Here is a 25,155-nt window from a genome sequence, read left to right on the forward strand (position 1 = left end):
TTTATTTTATACATTAGTATAGAATATCTATACAATTGGATTGAAATTCACCTTAAAACTTCAAAATATGAACTCCCTAAAGCAAAAAAAGAAACAGCTCGACCCTCGGATTCAAAGGCTTTTATCAGATCTCATTAATGTAATTCCAAGTGTCGTACAGGTCTATCTGAACAAGGGCCACGAAAAAAAGAACACCTTTAAATTCAGGTGGAACATCATCATTGACGCACCCAAAAGTGACATCAGCAACAAGTTTCTTCCCATTGTCCAAGGTCTGTTTCACGATCGTCAAGATGACTTTCATAATGTCTTTTCCCTTGTTCATGCCAAAACGGAATTGGCAAATGGCAACCTATATTTCATCAACCATTGTCGGCCCGAACATCTCATCTTTGGAGATCGGGATATTGGCTTTCCTTGGAACCATAATGAAGGTCTAACAAACGAAAAATTCCTGACAAACATGGAAGCGGACTTTCGGACATCCTTGAAAGGTAGCTTGGCATTTCAAAAAGGATTCACATACTTCATGTCGGACAACAACCTTTCCCAAGCTGCCTTTATGGCCCATCAAGGTTTTGAACTTGGGTATAGGGCATTGGAAGGCTTTCTCTGCGGAAAAGTCAAAATATGCCATAAGATAGAGTCCCATCAAAAGTTCTTGGAAAGGAGCATACGTCGAACAAGGGGAATGTTCAAGCTTGAGGACAATACAGAAATGGAATTGTTGGAACTATTAGATAGGGCCTATTCCAGTTCAAGGTATGATAACTCCTTTCTTATGGAACGGGATCAATTGGACATTTTGGAACAAAAACTTGAATGTTTCTTGGATGATATCAGGCAATTGTTCGACGAGGAACTTGATCTCTTAAAGACGCTTATTACAAGTGGAACAAAGACTTCCCCTAAAACCCAAAACAGAAAAGAGCCCAACTTATTGGACACGGTAAGACAATTGAGCGAGGATAACTTTGCAATGATGAGACCTGCAAATCGGTGGACCAAAAAAGGGTATTACCTCAACCATGTATATATGCACAGTCACTTTAGCTTGTTCTGCACCTTACGGTCGACCCTTAATGTATGTATCCTGGCCTTGGATGAGCATTGTGATATGACCTTGGACATCAAAAACGTGAAAGAGGATGTAAAGACCGTATTGGAATTCTCGAAGAATCTTGTTCCCCTGGAAGAAGGCATTTATTTGGATGAAATGCGAAAGCTCATGCTTTCCGATAAAATAACCACAACTTAACAGTGCAGCCATGAAAAAGAACGAAGAAGGCCAAAGCAACGATAAGGAACTATTGGACAAGGTAATCGGTTTGTTGAAACCCAGAAAACGAAGATATCATGGGAAGGATAAACCTCAGGCCCAAGAAGTAGTGTTCAAAGTGGAAAACAATTCAGAGCTTCGTTATGTCATCTCATGCCTATTAAGGCTGTGCATGTCCACCATTGACAATGAAAACGAACTGGACTCCCCAAGACTTCTCTTTCTATCCAAGGATGATGCAGTGATCACCATACTAGAGTTGGTCATTGATATTCTCCCGGATGACCAATTGGACAGCTATGATCGAATAGAAAAGCTCCTTTTGAAGGAATAAGCATGATTGTCAACCCAAATACGTCAACAATGAAACAGAAAAAGAAGCAACTCAAAACCTTAAAGGAAATCCAAGACCTTAGAAAAAATCTAATCGGGCTGTTGGGTAACCAAAATTCCGTTGATCCCAAAGGAAACCATGTGTGCTTCGAGGTCAGGGACAACGACCACCTTTTGATGCAGATTAGAAGCCTATTGCAGCTCTGTGTATTCGCCCTTGATGGTGATGGGATGATGTTGGCCACTAAAAACCAAAATGCATCAAAGGAGGACAGTATTAACCAAGTATTGGAACTGGTGCTGAGCATCCTTCCTGATAGCCAAATGTACTACTTGGACAAACTGGATGAAATGCTATCGAAACTTGAAAACGGATAATCATATATAACAATTCAAATACATCGTATCATGAACCCGAACGAAGAAAAGCTCCTAAAGAATTTGAGGCTCCATTCCAATGACCATTCCCCTACTTTGGTCCCACATCCCTGGTTCAAGGAAAAGTTCCAACCCACCTTCTTTTACCTTGACGGTCATGCCGATCTATTATTGACCGTTCGCGCACTGTTATACCTTTCCATGAGGGCAATAAATCCCAATCTTGGTTCGGACGATCTAATGGACAGGAACGAAGAGGAATTCATCCATCAAGCAATTACCATTGCTAACCGCCTGATGCCGCTCGGGGAAGAGGCATTGATGGACCAATTGAACCTATTTTATCGGGAGGAAAAGAAAGCTAATAAAGAGGAATGATTTAGAAATGACAAAAGTATTTTCGCCCTAAATAAGCAACTGATTTTTGATTTTTACGCTAAAAATTCCTTAATTTCATTGGGCTGAACGTATTTTTCTGTTAAAAATGGTATCAATATAGAAAGTTCAGTCAGTCAAAGAATAGATTCACAATAATATTTGTTAAAGCCTTAGACAATCATTTTTTCATCAAAAATTCCTTGATTTTATTGGGCTGAGAGCATTTTTTCATCAAAAATGAAAATCAATCTACAAAATTAATCATTCAAATAATTGTCTACTTTTTCACTTCAACTAGACTTCAAAAAATCGTTTTTTAGTCAAAAATCTATTGATTTTACTGAGCTGGAAGCCTTTTTTAGTCAAAAATGATGTAAACAACAATAACCAATATTTTTAAAAAATACCCTAAAACTGGGCTTTTCCGAAGGAAAATGATTCAATAGCATCGCGCCAGCGTGCTATCCTCTTGCTTCACATTTTCGTCCCGCAAGCAGGACAAAATGAAAGCCTTGATTTCAGGATAAACTTTTCCATTGATTTTTTTTGTTTCAGTGGTTTTTGGAGTAGTGTACCATTTTGTGAATATGAGCTCTAATTTTTAGTAGGACTTAACCTAGCGAATTTTGAGATTTGCCGCAAATCCGTGCCTGTTTATAGGGGTTTCGGGGGCATTTGCCGCAAATCGGGGCCTCCAAAGCCTTTGCTTAAAGACCTTTTTGATAATAAACAGCTGTAAAACAGCGGTTTATTTAAAAATCAATGCATGCAACACCGGCTGGCCGTGTTGCCCTCTTGCTATTCTTTTCTGTGCGCAGCACAAAATTCATCGCCCATTCAAGGTATTGCGCATGGGCTGTTGAACGAAAAAGGGATAAAATTTTAAGAAGGTGAAAGACGTGGAATTATGGAGTTTGCAGTAAATGGTGGAATGGGGTGGATTTTCATTAAAATGGAAGGGATGGTTTAGGTAGGTATACCGTCTCACCGAAGCATCATCACCATTGGAAAAACCGATAAAAAAAATGCTAAAAAATGATTTGCATTTAAACGCCAAGGGCCTTAATTCAAGGACCCAAAAAAACCATCCCGATGGGATGGCTCGCTTTCTACTATGTATCATATGATTGTTGTATAATGGACAACTTAAAGAAGTCCATTATCCGCGAAACTGAAGTGGTCTCCGTTGGGTACGATAATGACGTGATCGAGCACTTTGATATCAAATAGTTGGGCAGCCCGTTTTATCTTTTGGGTCAGCTGTTTATCGGGCTGGCTGGGTTTGAGGTTCCCCGAGGGGTGGTTATGGGCAAGACAAATTCCAGTAGAAGTAGTCTTGAGCACCACGGCAAAGAGGATGCGCAGATCCACCACGGTACCCGTGATGCCCCCATCGGACACCTGATAGATGCCCTTGACCCGATTGGAGTTATTGAGCAATAGGATTTTAAAGGATTCTTTGAGGGCCAGGGTATCGGCATCCCAATTGTGGTGCAACAGTTCGGCCACATCCCGTGAAGAGCTCAATTGTGGAGCTTCCGATATTCGGGTATGCTCGCGGTAACTGATTTTAATTTCGTTAACTTTAGCTGTCATTTTTCTGAAAATTGGATTAATGAGTAAGGGAAAATGAAAGAGGGGATGTTCCAAAGGATTGTTTGGGCATCCCCTCGACCATTTTAATATTCGGAGGGCAATAGGAGGGTATTGTCCACAAAAAATAGTCGGATCTGCTCCAAGGGAAAATCCGTGAAATGATACTGTTGTCGAGCAAGGACGGTTCCGTTGCCATCGGTATAGGTGATGACGGCATCATGGCCATGGGTCTCCACTTCCGATGGGGTATAGCGTTTAAAGTCGATGGTGATAAAAGGGCTTTTGTCCCTAAGGCTCTTGCCCATCACGGAGGCATCTGTCAATAGCCAAAAGGCATTGGCGGACTGTGCAAGGAATTGGATGCCCTCGGTGTACCGTGTTCGGCAGAGGGGAAGGGTAAAAACCTGTTGTGAGCCACAAAACTGGCTTAGCTGTTCTTTAAGGTGTTGGATGTTTGTTTCCATGGGAATTGAATTTGAATTGAACAAAAAAGAAAAGAAGGGATGCCCTAGGGGCACCCCTTGGGTGCTAGGCATCCTTTTTGGTGGATGTCCTTTTGGAACTCTTTGATTTCTTTGGTTCACTAGTCTCTTGGGCAGCTTTGGAGCCCAATAGAAGGACTTCATCGGCCACGATTTCGGTCACATAGCGCTGGTTACCGTCCTCGGTGGTATAGGAACGGGTCTTGATCTTCCCTTGCACACCGATCTCGCTGCCCTTGGCGGTGTACTTTTCGAGGATATCGGCGGTCTTGCCCCAGGCCACGACCTGGTGCCAGTCGGTGTTCTGGATTTTTTCTCCTTGGTTGTTGGTGTAGTACTCATTGGTGGCCATGGGAAAACGGGCCACTTTACGTCCTCCATCGAGGAGGGTGATCTTGGGGTCTTCCCCCACATTTCCGATTAACTGTACATGATTTCTGAAATTGCTCATGATTGAAAGGATTTATGCCCAAATCGGGCGGTTAGAAAATAATTGAACTCTAGATTGACAGACCTAACCATATTCCCAGCAACAGCAATAGAAAAGCCGCAGGCAACTGATTTACTTATGGTATCTGGAGCGTCTTCCTTTTTTTGATGGTTTTGTGCTGCTTCCGATAAATGGGATGTGTACGATTTCATGGTTTGTGGTATTTGATTTACTTCCAGTAGCGCCATCGCTGTCACCTTTTTTTGATGCTAACTGGTGTACAGCATCCCTTGCTGTGCGAGCCGTATAAAAAAGAAACCCCTCCGAGGGGAGGGGTCTGGCTTTATGCCGGCTACAGGAAGGGATGTTGTTGTTTTGCCACCCAAAAAAGGAGGGACGGCGGGCTTAACAGGGAATATCAATTGCGAAACATGAGAAGTTCATAGCTCCATGGAAGCAGCACAAAAAATGAGATAACAGGGAGGTAACTAAAGTTAATGTATGAACTTGTTAAATACCTTTCTAAGGAATAAAACTTAGCTAAAGTATGAAGGAATTTATTGTAGGGCAGTGAGATAGGGGACCATCAAGCTAAGTTTTGTATCGATTGATTGAACCGTTTTAGACTTTGCAATATAATATCAGCGTTAAGTTGTATTGGAGTTTTTTAGCATAAATCGAATATCTTGTCCTACTAATGAAAATTTTGCTGATGAAACCTCCTAACTAGATAAACCAATTTTCCAAGCTTGTTTAGATACCAAACGAACTTAATTTTTCTCGGTAGTTTTTTTTCAACATGTCCACAAAAGCTGATTTGTCTTGACGAAGTAATTTCATCGTCTCTCCACTCACCATAGAAGAATGGATATCTCTTAGATGGTGATCACTCCAATGGGCCAGTTCTACTATTATTGGCGTCAAAGCCAAGCCTTTATCGGTGAGAAGATAGATGTTGGTTTTTTTATTATCTGGAAGTTTATTTTTGGTAATTATTGCTGCTTCCTCAAGCAGCTTTAACTTTGCTGATAGGATATTCGTAGCAATGGCTTCGTCGCTTTCCGTAAAGTGTTTAAAAGTTTCTTTGCCTTCAATCAGCATTTGCTTCACGATAACCAGCATCCATTTGTCACCTAAAACATCTAAGGCTGAGGTAATAGGGCAATCACATCTAAAATCTTGTCGCATCTGTTAAGATAATATTATTTTTACTTGCAAAATGCAATTTATATTTAAAATAACTTGCATGTTGAAAGTGATGTTGTAGTTTTACTGGCGGAACAAAAGTAATAATTCAATTATCAAAATGAAACCGATGAGTAAAATATTAGCAGTATTAGCACTATCAGCACTATCAGGTATTCTCGCTTCCTGTGGTGTTAATCAAACGAAATCAACAAGCGAGCAAAATCAATCAAAAACATTAAAAATGACAAACAAAGAAATCGTAGGCACTTTTTTAGGTGCTGTAATGAAACAAGACACCGCAACTATGCGACAGGTGGCTAACGCCGATTACATTCAGCATAATCCTTTTGTGCCAACTGGTTTAGAACCTTTTATTGGTTTATTACCTGTTCTAAAAGAACACGGAACCTATGCCGAAAACGTGCGGATGTTTCAAGATGGCGATTTTGTGTTTATGCACAATATCTGGAAAAACGCCAAACCTTTTGGTGCGGATGAAATGGTGGCATTTGATATTATTCGTGTCGATGAAAACGGAAAAGTAGCCGAGCATTGGGACGCCATGACCGTTTTAGTGAAAGAAACTGCGAGCGGAAGGACACAAACCGATGGACCAACAACTGTTGAGGACTTGGACAAAACTGAGGTAAACAAAGCCCTGGCAGTTTCTCTTGTTGAAGACGTTTTAATGGGTAAAAACCCAAGTAAGATTGGCGACTACATCAGTTCAGAAGAGTACCACCAGCACAATCCTCAAATTAAAGACGGATTAACAGGCATAGTAGAAGCAGTAGAATATCTTACTTCTCAAAACAATATGTTTAAATACACCAAAATTCATAAAGTGTTGGGTGAAGGAAATTTTGTGTTGACGGTAAGCGAAGGTGAATGGAATGGTGGCAAGAAATACGTCTTTTACGACTTGTTCAGAATGAAAGACGGTAAAATCGTAGCACATTGGGACGTAATTCAAGAAATACCTACCGAAGGATTGGCTCATAATAACGGAATGTTTGGATTTTAAAAATTAATATTTATCAAAATGAAAAACATAATCATCACAGGAAGCAGCAACGGATTTGGTCTAAAAGCTGCAAAAGATTTTGCCGATAAAGGCTATAAGGTTTTTGCTACAATGCGTAATCCAAGCGGTAAAAATGCCAATGCAAAAGCAGAATTAGAGAGCCATTCTACACATATTAAAGTTGTAGATATGGATGTTACCAACGATGCTTCGGTAAAAGAAGCTATTTCAACTATTCTTACAGAAGCAGGAAACATTGATATTCTTATCAACAATGCAGGGATTATGTATTTGGGAATTACCGAAGCATTCAGCGTTGCACAAGCAAAATTTCAAATGGAAACCAATTATTTTGGTGCTATTAGAGTAATGCAAGCTGTTTTACCGAGTATGCGTAAAGCGGGTTCTGGTTTAATTATCAATACTTCTTCGTTGGTCGGTCGTATGTCACCACCATTTTTTGGTACTTACACCGCAACCAAACACGCTTTGGAGGGATATTCACAAGCATTAAGATACGAAGTTTCACCTTTTGGTGTTGATATAGTCTTGGTAGAACCTGGTCCATTTGGCACAGGATTATTGGCATCAGGTCAAGCTCCTGCACATAGTGAAGTTTTAGCAACTTATGGCGAATTGGCAGGTGTTCCATCAGCAATGGGTGAAAATTTTGCTCAAATGTTACAGAGCAAAGATGCTCCCGACCCACAATGGGTAGTAGATGCATATTTGAAATTAGCGGATTTGCCTTTTGGAAGTCGTCCTACAAGAACAGTTGTCGGTATCACTTGGGGTACTGACGAAATCAATAACCTAACACAACCTATTCAAGATAGAATTTTGAAAGAAATGCAGTTGGAGGAAGTGTTGGGAGGCGTGTCTGCCTAAATTGCAATGCATAAATAAGCCCTACTGAAGCTAAACTTTCGCTAGGGCTTTATTTTTTGTCATATAGAAATTAATTTGATTAATCATATATATCATGATGCAAACGCAAATAATCATTGACAGTTGGAACACAACCGTTCAGCATACTTCTGACCTATTGACTAAACTTGGTGAGGAAAAAATGATGAAAGCCGTGGCACCCAATCGAAATAGAGGGATTTATTTAGTAGGTCATCTTACTGCTGCGCATGACGCAATGTTACCCTTACTTGGTTTTAGAGAAGTAATGTTTCCGGAATTAAAAGATAGTTTTTTAAGAAATCCTGATAATTTGGAGCCATTGCCTTTTACTGCAACAGACTTGATTCAAAAATGGACAGCAGTGAATGACGAACTAAAAAAGCACTTTAATCATTTATCAACTGAAGATTGGCTGCAAAAACACAATACCGTCTCAGAAGAGGACTTTGCAAAAGAACCTCACAGAAACAAACTTAATGTGGTATTGAGCAGAACCATACACCTAAGTTATCATCAAGGACAATTGGCGTTATTGAAATAATAATTTTGAAATACATGTAGTTAGAAGATGTTTTAGGCGGGATTTAGATTTAGTATAACAAATTGCTGATTATAACATAATCACAAGGGTTTCGGCTCTTGTGGTTTTTTATGTCCTGATGATGTCCGGAAACAGTTTAGCGATTTGCTGTTAGGGATTGAAAACCGAGAAAAAGGAATTATTTCCATTCTATTATTATCGTATCGTTAATAATTCGTTAATATTTTTTAGATTTGATGAATTCAACCCTGGTAAATTGAAAAATAGTTATAGTCAAAAGTTGTTGGATGGCGTGGCTCTCGATAATAAGGAAGCTTTTGAGGAAATCTATAACCATTATTCAAAGGAGCTATTTTTTTATGCATTCAGAATTTTGAATAAAAGCGATGTCTGTGAAGATGTTGTGCAGAACGTATTTCTTGACTTATGGGTTAAACGGAAGACGTTGCGCATCGAAAACCTTAAAGCGTATTTATTCAGATGCGTGAAGAACCAGGTTTTAAATAAAATCAGGGATAGAAGGATTTCCGATGAGGAGCTTACCAGAATCAATATTATCGATTTGGGCATGGATAGTTCGGGTCATATCGAGTTTAAAGATTTGGAAAATATTCTCGACGAGCAAGTATCGGCATTACCTACGAGATGTAGAGAGATATTTATATTGAGTCGATTTGAGCAAATGTCCAATAAGGAAATTGCCGAAAAATTGGGTATATCCGTTCAAGGAGTCAAAAACCAAATATCCAAAGCCCTCATGCGAATCCGGCAGCAATTAATGGACGAAGAAATTATAGTATCCCTCATTTTCACCCTTCACATGTGCTTCTTCTAGTATTCGCTGTTTTCATACTTTACTGTCAACTTGACGCGATTCCCTTTTATTTTCCATAGAGTATCTCTTCAATTAAAATGAACGATTGAAAACTAGCATGGGAACATACGCAAAATATCATGTAAAAATTTATGAATTTAACACATTCAAGACAGGATATTTAAACAATTCTAAAAAAAAGTTGATTCGGTAGGTGTACCGACAGCCACTTTTTGGTACATATCTATAGAGGAGACCAAAAATTCTCCTTTGATTAAATGGACAGAAAGCAGGTAAAACAACTTTTGGACAGATATGCCAATGGTGAATGTACAAAGCGGGAGATAGAACTTCTTCACGCCTATCTGGATTCGTTTCAAGACAAGGACACCTTAATGAAAGAGCTTGATTTTGATGGGGAAATCAAGGGGAAATTATGGGCCAAAATCAATGCAGGTATTGAAAAAAGAAAGCAAACTAAGGTGCTTTATTTGAAACCTTATTTCAAATATGCGGCCATTTTTATTGCACTTCTTGGCTGTAGCCTATGGTATCTTTTACAAAGGGGGCCAGTGCAAGAGCAGTTACCCATCGTTGATGACAAGGCTGTTGTTCTCAAAACTTCCAATGCCGAAACTATGGAAATTGACCTGGATGGTGAGGACTTCGTATTGGATAGTAATGGAGAGAAGCTTGGCACGTACAGCAAAGGAATGATTACCTACCGGGGTAACGATGCCGTGCAATCCCTCATTTATAATGAGATTATTGTACCCGACGGAAAGACGTTTCGATTGACATTGTCCGATGGGAGTATGGTGCATTTGAATGCGGGGTCTACCTTTAAATTTCCAGTAAATTTTCTATCCGGTCATGACAGACAGGTTTTTTTGAAAGGAGAAGCCTATTTTGAAGTTGCGCGAGATGAAACGAGCCCTTTTCTGGTTTCTGCTGCTGGAATTGGGGTAAAGGTATTGGGAACATCCTTTAATGTTAATTCCTATGAAAGCTTAACATCCTATGCTGTATTGGCCGAGGGAAAAGTTGAAGTCTATCGAGAAAACGGAGTGAACAGTGATGTCGTTATCATAGAGCCAGGAGAAAAAGCCTCTTTGGAAGGAGAACGTCTTACCATCGACGAGGTGGATCTAGAGGATTATTTAGGATGGCGCAATGGTACGTTATCCTTTAACAATGAACCTTTTGAAGCCATATTACAAAAAATAGAGAGGCACTATGGTGTTTCCATCGATAACGATTATCAAGAACTGGGAGCAATCCGATTTAGAGGAACCTTTAAGGATGAAACAATCACCGAATTATTGGACACTTTCAAGGAAAGTGCAGGCTTTGAATATAGTGTGAACAACAATAAAATAACAATTGAAGCAATGGAGTGACCTTAACCAAAAAAGTCGGGCAACGCGGCCACGTTTCCCGACTGACTTTCGATTTTAACCGTCATACAAATTAACTAATCAAAATCTTTCAAATCTATGAAAAATTACAAGAATTTTTCCAGATATCTGGGAAATTTACTACGTAAAAACCTTGCCATGAAACTTTCCTTTTTGTTTTTTCTGGTGGTTTTGTTCAATTCACATGCGAGTTCCTACGCACAGAACAAAAAATTAACGCTAGCGGTAACGGATACCCCGGTGGAACACATCCTTGAAAAAATCGAGGATAAAAGTGAGTTTCGTTTTTTCTATAAAACCGAGGAAATCGACATCAAAAGAATAGTTAGTCTCGATGTAAAAAACATGAGGATAAAAGATATCCTGAATATTATTTTTAATGGACAGGATGTAGCATATTCATTGGTGAATAAACAGATTGTTTTAACTAAGGTTAAAGGCCTTCAGAAGGTATCGATTCCAGAAAATACAACTAGTGATCAATCCACTCGGCCACAACAGCTGGTCACAGGAACGGTTGTCGACGAGCAGGGTGTCCCACTTCCTGGGGCCAATGTTTTGGAAAAGGGCACCACAAATGGAACGCAGACCGATTTTGACGGCATGTTTAGTTTGGAACTGACAGGTCAAGGTGTTTCCACTTTGGTTTTCTCCTACATCGGATATGTGACCCAGGAGGTCGAAATCGATGGCATTACTAGCCTGGATGTTACTTTAAAGGAGGATGCCCAATCATTGGACGAAGTAGTCATCATTGGATATGGTTCCGTAAAGAAAAGAGATTTGACCGGTTCTGTTGCTTCAGTGAAGGGCGAAGCGGTTGCTGAGACTCCAACACCAAGGATTGATGATGCGCTAAGAGGAAAGGTTTCCGGTCTTCAGATCACTCCGACCTCTTCCGCTCCAGGAGCCGCGGCAACGGTAAGAATAAGGGGAAGCAATTCGCTTTCCGCGAATAACGAGCCTTTATATGTTATTGACGGTTTTATTGGTGGATTTAACTTAAATGATATCAACCCACAGGATGTGGAGTCCATACAGGTGCTGAAAGATGCATCGGCAACGGCAATATATGGGTCGCGAGGTTCCAACGGCGTCATATTGATTACCACCAAAAGGGGGAAGGTAGGGAAGCTGAAGGTCACCTTTGATACATATACTGGTTTTCAGTCCCCTAGACGGTTTTTGGATGTTCTTAATGCCAGTGATTATGCAGCCTGGATTAATGAAGTCAACGGCTCCGAGGTGTATCCGAATCCTTCATCTTTTGGAGAAGGCACGAATTGGCAGCGCGAAATATTCAAAAATGGCGCCTTGATGCAGAACTACACGCTATCGTTAGCGGGCGGAAATGAAAAAAGCAGGTTCTTTCTTTCCTTGAATGCCTTTGATCAGGATGGAATATCAATGAACAGTTCATTGAAGCGATACCAGCTTAAATTGAATTCGGACCATCAGATAAGCGATAGATTTAAGATAGGTCAATCTTTATTGATTAGCCGTAATAGGACCACCCCGGGATATAACTTGAACGACTTTGTTGGGGACCGTGATATCTCATTACAGATAGCAGGTTGGCTTCCTACCCTACCGGTACGGGATTCCAATGGACAATTTACGTTTCAAACGGAAAGTTCCCTTTTAACGGCTGACAATCCCGTTGCCAGGGCTGAACTTCTTGAAAACATAAATACCCAGACCAGGGTCATTGGAACTGTTTTTGGAGAGTATGAGCTATTTGACGGATTAAAGTACAAACTCCTGGCAGGGGTTAATATTCTAGGTGAACTGGGGCAAAATTACAGCCCATCCTCTTTGTTTCAGGAAAATACCACATCAGGAACAGCAAGGGTGTCCAATGTAAATCGGGATGATATATTATTGGAAAACACATTAAACTTTAATAAAGAGTACGGCAACCATAGTGTTTCGGGACTCTTGGGGTATACCCGACAAACCATTTCGACATTTTCCAATGGAGCAGAGGTGAGAGGGTTTGTTACCGACGCTTTTTCGTTCAATAACCTAGGAGCGGGTACCGAACGTATTTCAAATACGTCCCAGGAGTTGGAGGAAGGATTGGAATCTTATTTGTTCAGGGCCAATTACGGATATAAAGGAAAATATCTGTTTACGGCATCGGCAAGATTGGATGGATCTTCCGTTTTTTCCAAAAACAATAAATGGGGCCTCTTTCCTTCGGCAGCCTTTGCTTGGAACCTATACGAAGAAGATTTTATTAAAAATTTAAATCTGTTCGATGAGTTAAAGTTCAGGACAAGTTTGGGTCAACTTGGAAATCCTGGTGTGGCTCCATTCTCATCGTTAAGCCAACTGAGTCTACAGGGAAACAACTATGTTTTTGGTTCTGGTCAGACGCTTGTACCAGGAATTGCGCCTAACACTTTGGGCAATGATAATTTGAAATGGGAGACCACTACGCAATATGATATCGGGTTGGATGCCAGTTTTTTTGACAACCGAGTTGGATTGACCTTGGACTATTACAACAAGGTGACCAAAGACCTTCTGGTTCAAGTGCCTCTTTTGCAATTGACAAGTTTTGATACTGCTTTAAGTAATTTTGGCAAAGTTCGGAACCGTGGTTTTGAACTATCATTGAATTCTTTAAATGTTCGAACCGATAATTTTGAATGGAATACAAGCTTTAATATTTCCACAAATAGAAACGAAATAATGGAGATCGATGCTCCAGAAGGCTTTATACTCAATAATCCCATTGGGGGTGATTTTGTTGGGGTTCCTTCCGGAATTTTAAGAGAAGGTATTCCTTTGGGAAGCTTTTATGGACTTGTATCCGAAGGAATTTGGAATAATCAAGAAGAGATAGATAGTTCCGGATTGACCGGCGAAACCGTGTTTTTGGGAGGTCGACGGTATAAGGACGTTGATGGGGATGGTGAAATAGACGTCACAAAGGATAGGCAGGTCATTGGCGATGCCAATCCTGATTTCTTCGGAGGATTCGGCAACACTTTCAAATACAAAAATTTTGAAATGTATATGTACTTCACCTTTGTGTTCGGCAATGATATTTTCAACGAAACCTTGTCAAAGTTGGGGGTTGCATTCGATAACAACGTTCCAGGTCATTATGTGGATAGGTGGACACCATCCAACACGGATAGCAATGTTCTTTCGGCCAACGCCGCACAACGTTCATTAGTCACATCCAATTCTGATATGATTGAGGACGGCTCTTTTGTCCGATTAAGAAATCTCAATTTCTCCTACAGGATTCCAACCGACAACATTCCGTGGATTTCCACGGCAAAGGTCTATATCCAAGGAACCAACCTGATTTTGTTCGATAACTATTCGGGCTATGACCCTGAAATCAATAGGGGGACCGGTAATTTAAGAAGAGGGTACGACAATGCCCAAGATCCAGCAGCCGAGACCTACACTTTAGGATTAACCTTGACCTTTTAATTTTAATTAGATATGAAAAATATAGCTAAAATACTTGTTTTATATGTTCTCGTGCTTTGCTCTTGCAGTGGTGATATTTTGACCGAGGATCCAAAAAGTTTTTTGACTCCGGAGTCGTTTCCCAACAATGAAAAAGATGCGGTTGCTGCCACCAATGCGGCATATTCCAGATTACATTCAAATAACCGTGATCTTTATTATGGTTTTGTGGGTACGGATGAAGCCTTTCAGGGGTTTCATAACCAACGCCCTATTACTTGGTTCATCAACCTAAACGAGTTTGATGACGACGCTGTTGGTTTTTGGAGAACGGATTATCAAGGTGTTGCCCGGTGCAATGCCGTAATTGATTTGGTGCCCAACGTGGATATGGATGAGGCACTTAAGAATCGATTAATTGCCGAAGCCAAGTTTCTAAGGGCCTACTATTACTTTTCGTTGGTAAGAAAATACGGTGGAGTGCCCATCATAGACGGTATACTTTCTGGTCCTGATGAGCTGGTTGGGGTAACCAGAAACACAGAGCAAGAGGTCTATCAATTGATCAAACAGGATTTGGGCGATGCTGTCCAATCACTACCTGAAAGTTACGGTTCCGGGGAATTGGGGCGTGCCACAAAATGGGCTGCGATAGGAATGCTTGCCAAAGTACATATGACCTTAGGGGAGTTTGATCAGGCCAATACTTTTTTGGATCAGATTATCAACTCCAATCAATTCGGCCTGTTTTCAGACTACAACAGAATTTTCAGGGAGGTCAACGAAAACCAAATGTTCCCTGATAAAAACGGAAACTTGGTGAATGAAATCATCTGGGAAGTACAATTTGTAAAAAATGAGCGTGGCTCGACCATCACCCAGCAGACTGGTTCCAGAGATCCGCAAGTGGGTGGCGTGAACGCACTATGGGGAGGATTTGAGAATATGCTGCCGACTCCTGAATTGAGGGCAATGTTTGAACCAGGCGATTTGCGATTGGATATCAGTTACGTGGAAACGGTCCAAATCAATGGTCAGACGGAGGTATTGGAGTCCAACAGAACCCCTGAAGCTGGACCTATTAGTGGTAAATATCATAATCCTGATAACAGTGAACCCCCAATAAGAGATGAATCGGGCAACAATATTATTATTTTACGCTTTGCGGATATATTATTATTAAAAGCTGAAGCGCTCAATGAATTGGGTAATCCAGAAGCGGCCTTGCCCTATATCAACTTGGTTAGGGAGCGTGCGGGTATCACCATGTTGTCGGGAATGGATCAAAATGGCCTGAGGCAAGCCATAATTAAAGAGCGCGCCACCGAATTGAGTTTCGAGGGGCATCGTAGATATGACTTGATCAGATGGGGAATTTATATTGAGACCATGCGAAATACTACCTCACCATTTTTACAGTCACCAAGGGAAAACATCCAAGAATTCCACGTTCGATTGCCCATTCCACAGAACGAGATTGGGGTCTCCAACGGTTCCCTTACCCAGAATCCAGGTTATTAGCATTTAAGAAAACAAGTTTTGTTGATGTTTAGTTTTATTAAAAGGGTGGTTCAGTACAACACCACCCTTTTTCAAGGACTAATGGCGCATCTCCGCGATTTCATATAAAACACTCCTAGGAATAAGCTATTTAAGAATATTCTTTTTAATGCTTTTTCAATATAATGAACACATGAAAGAAAGAACAATCTGCATTTGCTCCATTTTTTTTATCATTCTGATAGTTTCAGGATGTAAGAGGGAGACCAAAGTTGAGGGGAAACCAGAAAAAGTGCTTCCAAATATTGTCATTTTTTTGGCAGATGATATGACATGGCGTGATTGTGAGCCCTATGGGAACCCTGACGTGGTGACCCCGCATATCCAAAAATTGGCTCAAGAAGGCATTTCCTTTGACAATATGTTCACTTCAACAGCAATGTGTGCCCCAACCCGCCAGCAATTAATGACAGGGCTTTTTCCTGTGCGAAGCGGGGCATTTCCCAATCACTCCCAAGTATATGATGGGGTAAGAAGTTTTGCGCACTATTTTGTGGAACTTGGTTATAGGGTTGCATTAATCGGGAAACAGCACTATGGTCCTGATAGTTCATTTCCAATGGAATATCTAGGGGGTCGACAACATGACGATGGCAAAAATGGCCCCGATATCCATTTGGAAAAAGTCCTTCCAGTGATCAATGATGAAAGGCCATTTTTCCTAATCGTTGCACAAAACCAGCCGCATGGACCATGGAACAGGGGAAATCCTGAAAAGTACCGTCCTGAAGCGCTGGAAATTCCGGAATACATGGTGGATGTACCTGAAACTCGGAAAAGCCTAACGAAGTATTATGCTGAGATTACCTATATGGACAGTTTATTGGGCAAGACCTTAAAATTAATTGACCAGGTAGGTAAGACCAATAATACGATATCCATTTTTACCAGTGAACAGGGTTATTATTATCCATTTGGAAAATGGACCTGCTATGACCTTGGTCTAAAAACCGCATTTATTGCCAAGTGGCCCGGTAAAATCGAACCCAATACGCGTAATAAGGCAATATCCCAGTATGTTGACGTAGTACCTACGCTATTGGAAGCTGTTGGTGTCAACCCCGAAGATATCGATACGGGAATATCCGATGCTAACGGGTACCGAGGTTTTGATGGCAAAAGCTTTTTGCCAGCACTTTTAGGGCATACCCAAGAACACAGAAAGTGGACTTACGGTGTTCAAACTACACGTGGAATTTTTTATGGTCCCGAATCATACCCCGTTCGCTCCGTACGGTCGGAAAGATACCGCTACATACAAAATTTGTCATATGATACGGTATTCACCAATATGATTACGGATAAGCATACCATTTATCAGAATTGGTTGGCGCAAACCAAAGGACAGGAACAGGAATGGGTAAAAAAGTATCAGAACCGACCTTATGGGGAATTATATGATTTGGAAAAAGATCCGTTCGAAAAGAAGAATTTGGCAATGAATCCGGAAATGATGACTATCAAAAAGGAAATGGAACAGGAACTACAGCGCTGGATGCGGCAACAGGGGGACAAAGGGCTGGAGACAGAATTGGAAGCATTGGAACGACAACACCTCGATAAAAAGGAACACCCCGCACTGAAGAAATCTTCGCAATGAATGTAGTAATGCAAAGTATTCAAATGGTAAGAAATATAAAAATAGTATGATTTTAAGTAAAAAATATCTCGTAGTTATTTTGTTGTTTTTGATTTTCTCCTCTTGTAAAAAGAAAGTAGCGAGCAAGGAAGTTGTGACAAGCGAGCGTCCGAACATTATACTGATCATGTCCGATGATATGGGGTATTCGGATCTCCAACCTTATGGAGGTGAAATAAGCACCCCAAATCTTAACGAGCTAGCTTCGGGAGGTTTAAAATTCACACAATTTTACAATACCGCAAGGTGTTGTCCCAGCAGAGCTTCCCTAATGACAGGTTGCTACCCTCAACAAGCAGGAATTGGTCATATGACCAATACACCAAACAATAGGAACGAACATAATTATGGGGTTCCGGAATATCAAGGCAAACTGAGCTCAAATACCATCACCATTGCTGAGGTACTGAGAGATTCTGGCTATTCAACTCTGATGTCTGGAAAATGGCACTTAAGCTTTCATGACAAAACCCAGTGGCCTATGCAGCGTGGTTTTGATAAATTCTATGGGTTCATTGCAGGTGCTGGAAATTATTTTAAACCTGAAGCTCCAAGAAACATATATGAAGGTAATGAAATAATTACTATCGAAGATAAAAACTATTATACAACGGATGTTTTTACAGATAAGGCTATTGAATATATAAATACAACCAAAAGTGAAAATCAAGATAAGCCTTTCTTTTTATACTTAGCTTATAATGCGCCGCACTGGCCGTTACAGGCCCCTAAGGAAGATATTGATAAATACAGGGGTAAATATATGGGAGGTTGGGAAAACCTACGTTTGCAGCGTTATGAAAGCATGAAAGATATGGGGATAATAGATTCATCGTGGAATTTAAGCCATGATGCTATTGTCTCATGGAATTCTCTTGATGAAAAAAAGAAACAAGAAATGGATTTGCGAATGGCCATTTATGCTGCTATGGTAGATAGAATGGATCAAAATATTGGTCGTTTAGTAGCAGATTTGAAAGCCAAAAACCTATACGATAACACCATTATTATATTTCTAAATGATAATGGGGCCTGCGCTGAGTTTGATGAATTGGGCAGTGGTCCCAAGGAACAATTGGAAACCAAGGAAGGGTATGCACTTACCTATGGGAAAGCTTGGGCTAATGTTTCCAATACACCATTTAGGAAATACAAGCATTGGGTTCACGAGGGAGGGATAGCCACGCCGCTCATTGTTCATTGGCCCGAAGGTATTGCTCAGGAGCTCAGGGGTAACATGATTCAAGATTATGGCTTTTTGCCCGATATCATGGCGACTTGTTTGGATTTGGCGGGTACGGAGCTTCCAACGGAATACAACGGTAATTCCATAAAACAGCATTCAGGAAAGAGTTTAGTTCCAATTTTTTCCGGGGCAAAGGAAAGGCTACATACCGGGCCTATTTTTTGGGAACATGAAGGAAATAAAGCGGTCCGACTTGGAAAATTCAAACTAGTGCAAGAATGGAAGAAGGATGACCAATCCTGGGAACTATACGATATGGAGAAGGATAGGTCCGAAACGAACAACATTATCGAATTATACCCTGAAAAGGCCAATGAAATGATAGCACAATACGATGAGTGGGCCCAAGAGGTAGGTGTTTTACCGTGGGAAGAAGTGTTGAAAATCAGGGCTGATAGAAAGTCCGGGGACAAATAGGTCTAATAATTTCCCGCATATTTTGATTGAAAATAGATTTACATGCTTTGTTGGCGTTTTCATTTTAGATTGATAAAGGAGATTCTTATGGTATTTGAGATCAAAAATAATTTACAAATTTTGAGGACAGTCTTGAACTTTATTTGGGTAGTCGTCCCTATTGCTCTCCTATTTTCCTGCAGTAGTGTTGCTCGCCATGGCCAAAGTGATATTTTATTGGCAGATCCAACGATCCTTTCAGATCACGGTAAATACTATCTGTATGGATCCACATCCGGAGGAAAAGACAGTACCGGTCGAGGGTTTTTGGTGTATGAATCAAACGATTTACTGGAGTGGAAGGGGAAAGGGTACGCCCTTAGGAAAGGTGATGCTTATGGGGATACGGGTTTTTGGGCCCCACATGTAGTTAAGCGGAACGGTAGCTATTATATGATCTATACGGCCAATGAGCAACTGGCCTTGGCGCAATCCAGATCCCCACTTGGCCCATTTGTGAATCAAGACAAGCATCATTTCAAATTGGATGTAAGGTTGATAGACCCCTATATTTTTTTTGATGATGGCAAGACATATTTGTTCCATGTAAGACGTATCGGGGATAACAATGAAATTTTCGTAGTCGAACTGGAGGAAGACTTAAGAACAATGAAAGAAGGCACATTGATCAAATGTTTATCGGTATCGTTGGATTGGGAGGATCGTGATGAATTCAGTAATACAAGTGTACAAGGACCTAGTGTTGTTAAGCTAGACGGTAAATATTATCTGTTTTACTCTGCCAACAATTTCAGAAGCCCCTATTATGCCGTGGGGTATGCCACAAGTACCAGTCCTGTTGGACCATGGATTAAACCCAGTAATACTGCCTTAATAGACAGAGGTAGGATTAATGAAAATGGACCAGGACATGGGGATGTTTTTTTTAAAGATGGCAAGAACAAACTGGCTTATGTATTTCATACCCACCATTCCAAAGAAAAACTTAGACCAAGAAAGACTGGTATTCTTGAATTTAATAGGGATACGGTTATGCAAATGCTATCTATAAAGCACGGATCTTTTAGATTGTTAAAAACTGCGAATCACAAATAATGTGGATACGATACGCTACTACAGATAAAGCCAATTGAACATCGAAGAGGTTAAGTATGAAAACAAAACAAAATATTACTGTATCGAAATATCTTCCTATATGGACATTTATAATTTTCATGAGCTGTAAGGACATGAACCCTTTAAAAACTGAAAAGAATATCGAGCTAAAAACAATCTTGAAACCAGAAAATTTTAAAAGTAATTCAGATGGCCATGACACTCAATTTTATGTCTTGCAGAACAAGCATGGACTTGAGGCCATTTTTTCCAATTACGGTCAGCGGCTTCTTTCCCTTATGGTTCCAGATCGGGAGGGAAAGTTCAAGGACATTGTGCTGGGTTTCGAGAATCTACAAAGGTACCGGGAGGCAAGGGAACGTTATTTTGGGGCCTTTGTGGGGCGCTATGCCAATAGAATATCACAGGGTAGATTTTCCATTGCAGGAAAGGAGTACACTTTGGCAACCAACAATGGGGCCAACCATTTGCACGGGGGATATATTGGCTTTAGTGATGTATTTTGGGAAGGTCGCCAGTTGTCACATAACGAGCTTGAATTCGCGGGGACCTCACCGCATATGGACGAAGGGTATCCAGGGAATTTAGAGGTGAGGGTCAACTATCTGCTCACCGACCAAAATGAACTGGTCATCCGTTATCGGGCTACCACCGATAGGGCTACTATTGTGAACCTGACACACCACTCCTTCTTTAATCTGGCAGGGGAGGGAAGCGGCAGTATCGAAGGGCATTTGCTCAAGATCAATGCAGGTAGTTATACGCCTATTGACGGAAACATGATTCCCACGGGCGAACTGAGGTCGGTGGAAGGCACTCCTTTTGACTTTCGTACTGAAAAACCAATAGGACGGGACTTGGGTGCCGACCACCATCAGCTTCAAACCGGAAAGGGTTACGACCATAATTTTGTTCTAAATAGGGAAGTCAGGGGAGGGGATGGCCTTACCTTGGCGGCACGGGTATTGGAACCCACCAGCGGTAGGGTCATGGAAGTCCTTACGGACGAACCGGGACTGCAATTTTACAGTGGCAACTTTTTGGACGGTGGCACCATCGGAAAATCCGGTAAGCCCTATGGGCACCGAGGTGCCTTTTGCCTGGAAACACAACATTTTCCCGACTCCCCGAACCAGGAGGGTTTTCCAACCACGTTGCTGGAACCCGGACAGGAGTACCGGTCCACCTGTGTCTACAGGTTCACGACAGATCAAGGGGATTTACAAACCAACTAATCGCAATACCATGATGAAAAACATATTGCTTATGGCGGCCGTACTTTTTTTAGGGGCCTGCAAGAACGGAGAAAAAAAGAAAGAGATCCCGGAGGGCGACAAAAAGGAAGAGCTTCCCAATATCGTGATCATCTATCTCGATGATCTGGGGTATGGTGATGTGGGTGCATACGGTGCAACTGAACTGTCAACGCCCCATATGGATAAGTTGGCACAGGGGGGAGTACGCTTTACCGATGGCTATGCGACATCGGCCACTTGTACGCCAAGCAGGTACGGGCTGTTGACCGGGGTCTACCCCTGGAAGAACGAAGAAGCCAAGATTTTGCCCGGTACGGCCCCTTTGATCATCGACACCGCGCAGGTCACGATTCCAAAGATGTTAAAACAAAAAGGCTATTACACTGGTATAGTGGGTAAATGGCACCTTGGACTGGGCAGGGGCGAAGTGGACTGGAATAAGGAAATAAAGCCAGGCCCCAATGAGGTGGGCTTTGATTATTCCTTCATTATGGCGGCGACACAGGACAGGGTGCCCACGGTCTATATAGAGGATGGCAAGGTGGTAAATCTGGATACTGAAGATCCCATTGAGGTGGATTATGAGAGGAATTTCGATGGGGAGCCCACGGGAAAGGACAATCCAGAACTGTTGCGAATGGAGTGGCACCATGGACACAATAACAGCATCGTCAATGGGATTCCAAGAATCGGCTTTATGAAGGGAGGCGAATCCGCGAAATGGATTGACGAGGAAATGACGGACACCTTTTTGGAGCAGGCCCAGGCCTTTGTCTCCGACCATAAAGAGGGGCCGTTTTTTCTCTACTATGCCATGCAGCAGCCCCATGTGCCCAGAACCCCTCACCCGAGGTTTGCACGGGCATCCGGGTTGGGCCCCAGGGGAGATGTTATCGTGGAGGCCGACTGGGCTATCGGGGAGTTTGTGGAAACCCTGAGGAGTGAGGGCTTATTGGATAACACCTTGATCATTCTTTCCAGTGACAATGGACCTGTACTGAACGATGGTTACTATGATAGGGCCGTAGAGCAATTGAACGGCCACGACCCCAATGGCGGGCTTAGAGGGGGTAAGTACAGTCTGTTCGAGGCAGGTACGCGTGTCCCGTTGATCACCTATTGGGAGGGCAAGGTGGAACCAGGCGTGTCGGATGCCCTGGTCTCACAATTGGACGTTCTTAAGTCTTTGGCAAGCCTTACAGGTATTGAGGTTGAAGGGACGGACAGTAAGAACCTGTTGGAAACCTTTCTTGGGAGGTCCGATAAGGGCCGGGCCAATGTGGTACTGGAGGCCACGACAAGGACAGCTTACAGGGAGGGGGATTGGGTAATGATACCTCCTTATGAGGGTCCTTCCGTTGAGCAAAAGGTCAATATAGAACTGGGAAATTCCGATGGGTACTTGCTCTTTAATTTGGAAATAGACCCTGGCCAACAAACCAATCTGGCCCAAAAAGAGCCTGAGAAGTTACGGGAGATGATCGAGAATTTCGAGTCCATTAGGGGCAAGGGGTACAGCGATATCCAGTCTCTTGAATTAAAATAAGGACCACTATGACATGGGATGTATCGATTGCTTCACCAGGCAGAATCAATTTGATTGGTGAGCATACGGATTATAATGATGGTTTTGTCCTACCGGCGGCCATTGACAGACATATTTTTTTGAAACTTAGAAGTAACGGGACAAAAAGCAGGTGTACTATTAAGAGCGATGGGTTCGAAAACACCTTTGTGGCCGATCTGTATGACCTGAAGCCCGGGACCGAAGGTTGGCACGACTATGTGCTGGGGGTCCTTAGGGAGCTGCAGCTGCTCACCCAAGGAGTAAAGGGCTTCGACTGCTCGATCACCACGGACGTACCGGTAGGTTCAGGGGTGAGTTCCTCAGCGGCCCTGGAGTGCGGCCTCGCCTACGGGCTGAACGAACTTTTTGATTTAGGATTGGATAAACGCCGGCTCATCCATCTGTGCCAAAGAGCGGAGCATAACTTTGTGGGCACCCAATGTGGGATAATGGACCAGTTTGCCTCCATGATGGGAAAGGAGGGGCATTCGATACTTTTGGATTGTAAAAGTCTTGAACATGAATATATCCCCACACACCTAGATTCCTATGTCATTTTAATGTTGAACACCAATGTTTCGCACAACTTGGCTACAAGTGCCTATAATACAAGGAGGGAGGAAAGTGCTTCGGCGCTGAGAGTGGTGGCAGAACATTTTGGAGTGGACCCTTCGTATCGGTCCATTACCAGGGGAATGGTGGATGCATGCGCCGGAAAGCTTGGCGAAGTATTGTACAAAAGGTGTTCCTATATATTGGAGGAGAACCAACGGGTCTTGGATGCGGCCGATGCCTTAAGAAGGGGTGACATTGTCGCTTTGGGCGAGTTGTTGTACAAATCGCACTTGGGACAACGGATCAAATACGAGGTCAGTTGTCCGGAACTGGATTTTTTGGTAGACATGGCTAAAGAGGAGAAGAGCGTACTTGGAGCTCGAATGGTCGGTGGCGGCTTTGGTGGCTGTACGCTCAACATCATCCATAAAGATGAGGTCGAGGGATATCTTAAAAAAGTCTCTGGAGCCTATTATGCAAAGTTCGAAATAGCGCTCTCACATTTTATCACCCGTCCCAGTCAAGGAACCCGATTAATTTAAAAACGATGGCACTAAATTTAAACGAACACGCGCACAGAAGGTACAATATATTGACCGGTGAATGGATATTGGTATCGCCCCATCGGACCCAAAGGCCCTGGCAGGGAAAACGGGAAACCAAGGTCACTAAGGAAAGGAAAGCCCACGATTCAGACTGTTACCTATGCCCGGGGAACACTCGGGCCAGTGGAGCGACCAACCCAAATTACGAGGCGGTGTATTCCTTTACCAATGATTATTCCGCTTTGTTGGAAAACACCCCTACAGAAACTATGGAAGACGGACTATTGAGATCGATGGGGGAAAGCGGTATTTGCAAGGTGATATGTTTTTCACCAGACCATTCCCTGACCCTTCCCTTAATGGAAAGGGTGGACATCGAAAAGGTCGTGGTTCTGTGGCAAAGGGAATATCTGGACTTGGGCGGACGGGAAGGTATCAACCATGTCCAGATTTTTGAAAACAAAGGTGATATGATGGGCTGTAGCAACCCACATCCCCATGGACAGATATGGGCACAAAATTCCATACCCTTGGAAGTGGAAAAGAAGACGGTGCAACAGTTTAATTATTGGAAAGAAAACGGTGGCAGCCTATTGCAGGATTACCTAATTCATGAAATAGAGGCCAATGAACGGATCATCGCACAAAATGAGGACTTTATTGCCTTGGTCCCCTTTTGGGCGGTATGGCCCTTTGAGGTAATGATCGCTCCCAAAAAGCACTACCAACACATTGCGCAACTCACCCATAGGGAACGGACAAGCTTTGCAAAGATCATCCAAGAGGTCACTATTAGATATGACAATTTGTTCGAGACATCATTTCCCTATTCCTCGGGAATCCATCAAGCGCCTACGGACGGAAAGAAGCACGAGGAATGGCATTTCCACATGTCCTTTTACCCTCCCTTGTTGCGATCGGCAACGGTCAAGAAGTTCATGGTCGGTTATGAGATGTTCGCCAATCCCCAGCGGGATATTACGGCGGAACAGGCGGCTCGAATGCTGAGTTCGCTTTCAGAAATACATTACAGTAAAAAAATTAGTTGATTT

23 protein-coding genes are annotated in these 25,155 nt (G+C 42.1%); 18 read left to right on the plus strand and 5 right to left on the minus strand.

What is annotated here, in order from left to right; all coding sequences use genetic code 11:
- The first annotated feature begins 67 nt into the window (after window positions 1-67).
- Genes EO130_RS02590 through EO130_RS02605 form a run of 4 tightly spaced genes read left to right on the plus strand, consistent with a single transcriptional unit; the run spans window position 68 to window position 2,368 of the window.
- The gene (locus tag EO130_RS02590) at window positions 68-1,258 is read left to right on the plus strand and encodes a HEPN domain-containing protein (protein WP_127139959.1); all 1,191 of its coding nucleotides are present in this window, start codon (window positions 68-70) and stop codon (window positions 1,256-1,258) included.
- Window positions 1,259-1,268: 10 nt separating this feature from the next.
- On the plus strand, window positions 1,269-1,613 hold the full coding sequence (locus EO130_RS02595) for a hypothetical protein (protein WP_127139960.1): 345 nt from the start codon (window positions 1,269-1,271) through the stop codon (window positions 1,611-1,613).
- A 29-nt stretch (window positions 1,614-1,642) separates the two neighbouring features.
- Window positions 1,643-1,990, plus strand: coding sequence for a hypothetical protein (locus EO130_RS02600; RefSeq protein ID WP_127139961.1), 348 nt, complete (start codon window positions 1,643-1,645; stop codon window positions 1,988-1,990).
- Between the two features lie 30 nt (window positions 1,991-2,020).
- The gene (locus EO130_RS02605) at window positions 2,021-2,368 is read left to right on the plus strand and encodes a hypothetical protein (protein WP_127139962.1); all 348 of its coding nucleotides are present in this window, start codon (window positions 2,021-2,023) and stop codon (window positions 2,366-2,368) included.
- A gap of 1,146 nt (window positions 2,369-3,514) precedes the next feature.
- On the opposite strand, the gene EO130_RS02610 is transcribed toward EO130_RS02605, so the two are convergent.
- The 5 genes from EO130_RS02610 to EO130_RS02630 all read right to left on the minus strand — a co-directional run bounded on the left by EO130_RS02610 (window position 3,515) and on the right by EO130_RS02630 (window position 6,064).
- On the minus strand, window positions 3,515-3,964 hold the full coding sequence (locus tag EO130_RS02610; RefSeq protein WP_127139963.1) for a JAB domain-containing protein: 450 nt from the start codon (window positions 3,962-3,964) through the stop codon (window positions 3,515-3,517).
- Window positions 3,965-4,047: 83 nt separating this feature from the next.
- On the minus strand, window positions 4,048-4,428 hold the full coding sequence (locus EO130_RS02615; RefSeq protein WP_127139964.1) for a DUF6876 family protein: 381 nt from the start codon (window positions 4,426-4,428) through the stop codon (window positions 4,048-4,050).
- A gap of 64 nt (window positions 4,429-4,492) precedes the next feature.
- The gene (locus tag EO130_RS02620) at window positions 4,493-4,897 is read right to left on the minus strand and encodes a single-stranded DNA-binding protein (protein ID WP_127139965.1); all 405 of its coding nucleotides are present in this window, start codon (window positions 4,895-4,897) and stop codon (window positions 4,493-4,495) included.
- On the minus strand, window positions 4,894-5,088 hold the full coding sequence (locus EO130_RS02625; protein WP_127139966.1) for a hypothetical protein: 195 nt from the start codon (window positions 5,086-5,088) through the stop codon (window positions 4,894-4,896). Before EO130_RS02625 ends, EO130_RS02620 begins: the two co-directional genes overlap by 4 nt.
- 541 nt (window positions 5,089-5,629) lie before the next feature.
- Window positions 5,630-6,064 carry a winged helix-turn-helix transcriptional regulator gene (locus EO130_RS02630; RefSeq protein WP_127139967.1) on the minus strand — a complete coding sequence of 145 codons (435 nt, stop codon included), beginning with the start codon at window positions 6,062-6,064 and terminating at the stop codon, window positions 5,630-5,632.
- A gap of 127 nt (window positions 6,065-6,191) precedes the next feature.
- Between EO130_RS02630 and EO130_RS02635 the strand changes: the two genes are divergently transcribed.
- The 14 genes from EO130_RS02635 to EO130_RS02700 all read left to right on the plus strand — a co-directional run bounded on the left by EO130_RS02635 (window position 6,192) and on the right by EO130_RS02700 (window position 25,152).
- Window positions 6,192-7,088 (plus strand): nuclear transport factor 2 family protein, encoded by an 897-nt coding sequence (locus EO130_RS02635; RefSeq protein ID WP_127139968.1) that lies wholly within the window; start codon window positions 6,192-6,194, stop codon window positions 7,086-7,088.
- A gap of 18 nt (window positions 7,089-7,106) precedes the next feature.
- Window positions 7,107-7,976, plus strand: a complete 870-nt coding sequence (locus EO130_RS02640; RefSeq protein ID WP_127139969.1) for an SDR family oxidoreductase — start codon at window positions 7,107-7,109, stop codon at window positions 7,974-7,976.
- Window positions 7,977-8,070: 94 nt separating this feature from the next.
- Window positions 8,071-8,538, plus strand: a complete 468-nt coding sequence (locus EO130_RS02645) for a hypothetical protein (protein WP_206513111.1) — start codon at window positions 8,071-8,073, stop codon at window positions 8,536-8,538.
- 256 nt (window positions 8,539-8,794) lie between these two features.
- Window positions 8,795-9,373 (plus strand): RNA polymerase sigma-70 factor, encoded by a 579-nt coding sequence (locus EO130_RS02650; RefSeq protein WP_164732858.1) that lies wholly within the window; start codon window positions 8,795-8,797, stop codon window positions 9,371-9,373.
- Between the two features lie 257 nt (window positions 9,374-9,630).
- Window positions 9,631-10,752: a FecR family protein gene (locus EO130_RS02655; RefSeq protein ID WP_127139971.1), complete on the plus strand. Its 1,122-nt coding sequence runs from the start codon at window positions 9,631-9,633 to the stop codon at window positions 10,750-10,752.
- A 96-nt stretch (window positions 10,753-10,848) separates the two neighbouring features.
- Window positions 10,849-14,223, plus strand: a complete 3,375-nt coding sequence (locus EO130_RS02660) for a TonB-dependent receptor (RefSeq protein WP_127139972.1) — start codon at window positions 10,849-10,851, stop codon at window positions 14,221-14,223.
- Window positions 14,224-14,235: 12 nt separating this feature from the next.
- Window positions 14,236-15,723, plus strand: coding sequence for a RagB/SusD family nutrient uptake outer membrane protein (locus EO130_RS02665; protein WP_127139973.1), 1,488 nt, complete (start codon window positions 14,236-14,238; stop codon window positions 15,721-15,723).
- 172 nt (window positions 15,724-15,895) lie between these two features.
- The gene (locus EO130_RS02670; RefSeq protein ID WP_164732859.1) at window positions 15,896-17,362 is read left to right on the plus strand and encodes a sulfatase family protein; all 1,467 of its coding nucleotides are present in this window, start codon (window positions 15,896-15,898) and stop codon (window positions 17,360-17,362) included.
- A gap of 46 nt (window positions 17,363-17,408) precedes the next feature.
- The gene (locus EO130_RS02675; protein WP_127139975.1) at window positions 17,409-19,064 is read left to right on the plus strand and encodes an arylsulfatase; all 1,656 of its coding nucleotides are present in this window, start codon (window positions 17,409-17,411) and stop codon (window positions 19,062-19,064) included.
- A gap of 216 nt (window positions 19,065-19,280) precedes the next feature.
- Complete coding sequence (locus tag EO130_RS02680; protein ID WP_164732860.1) at window positions 19,281-20,159, plus strand: glycoside hydrolase family 43 protein; 879 nt, start codon at window positions 19,281-19,283, stop codon at window positions 20,157-20,159.
- A gap of 119 nt (window positions 20,160-20,278) precedes the next feature.
- The gene (locus EO130_RS02685; protein WP_241244283.1) at window positions 20,279-21,415 is read left to right on the plus strand and encodes an aldose epimerase family protein; all 1,137 of its coding nucleotides are present in this window, start codon (window positions 20,279-20,281) and stop codon (window positions 21,413-21,415) included.
- A gap of 13 nt (window positions 21,416-21,428) precedes the next feature.
- Window positions 21,429-22,982 carry a sulfatase family protein gene (locus tag EO130_RS02690; protein ID WP_127140012.1) on the plus strand — a complete coding sequence of 518 codons (1,554 nt, stop codon included), beginning with the start codon at window positions 21,429-21,431 and terminating at the stop codon, window positions 22,980-22,982.
- 8 nt (window positions 22,983-22,990) lie between these two features.
- A complete protein-coding gene (gene galK, locus EO130_RS02695) occupies window positions 22,991-24,100 on the plus strand; it encodes a galactokinase (protein ID WP_127139978.1) in 1,110 nt (369 codons plus the stop codon).
- A 5-nt stretch (window positions 24,101-24,105) separates the two neighbouring features.
- Window positions 24,106-25,152, plus strand: coding sequence for a UDP-glucose--hexose-1-phosphate uridylyltransferase (locus tag EO130_RS02700; RefSeq protein WP_127139979.1), 1,047 nt, complete (start codon window positions 24,106-24,108; stop codon window positions 25,150-25,152).
- Window positions 25,153-25,155: the final 3 nt, after the last annotated feature.

Source organism: Flagellimonas marinaquae (assembly GCF_003992675.1).
GTDB classification, from domain to species: Bacteria; Bacteroidota; Bacteroidia; order Flavobacteriales; family Flavobacteriaceae; genus Flagellimonas; species Flagellimonas marinaquae.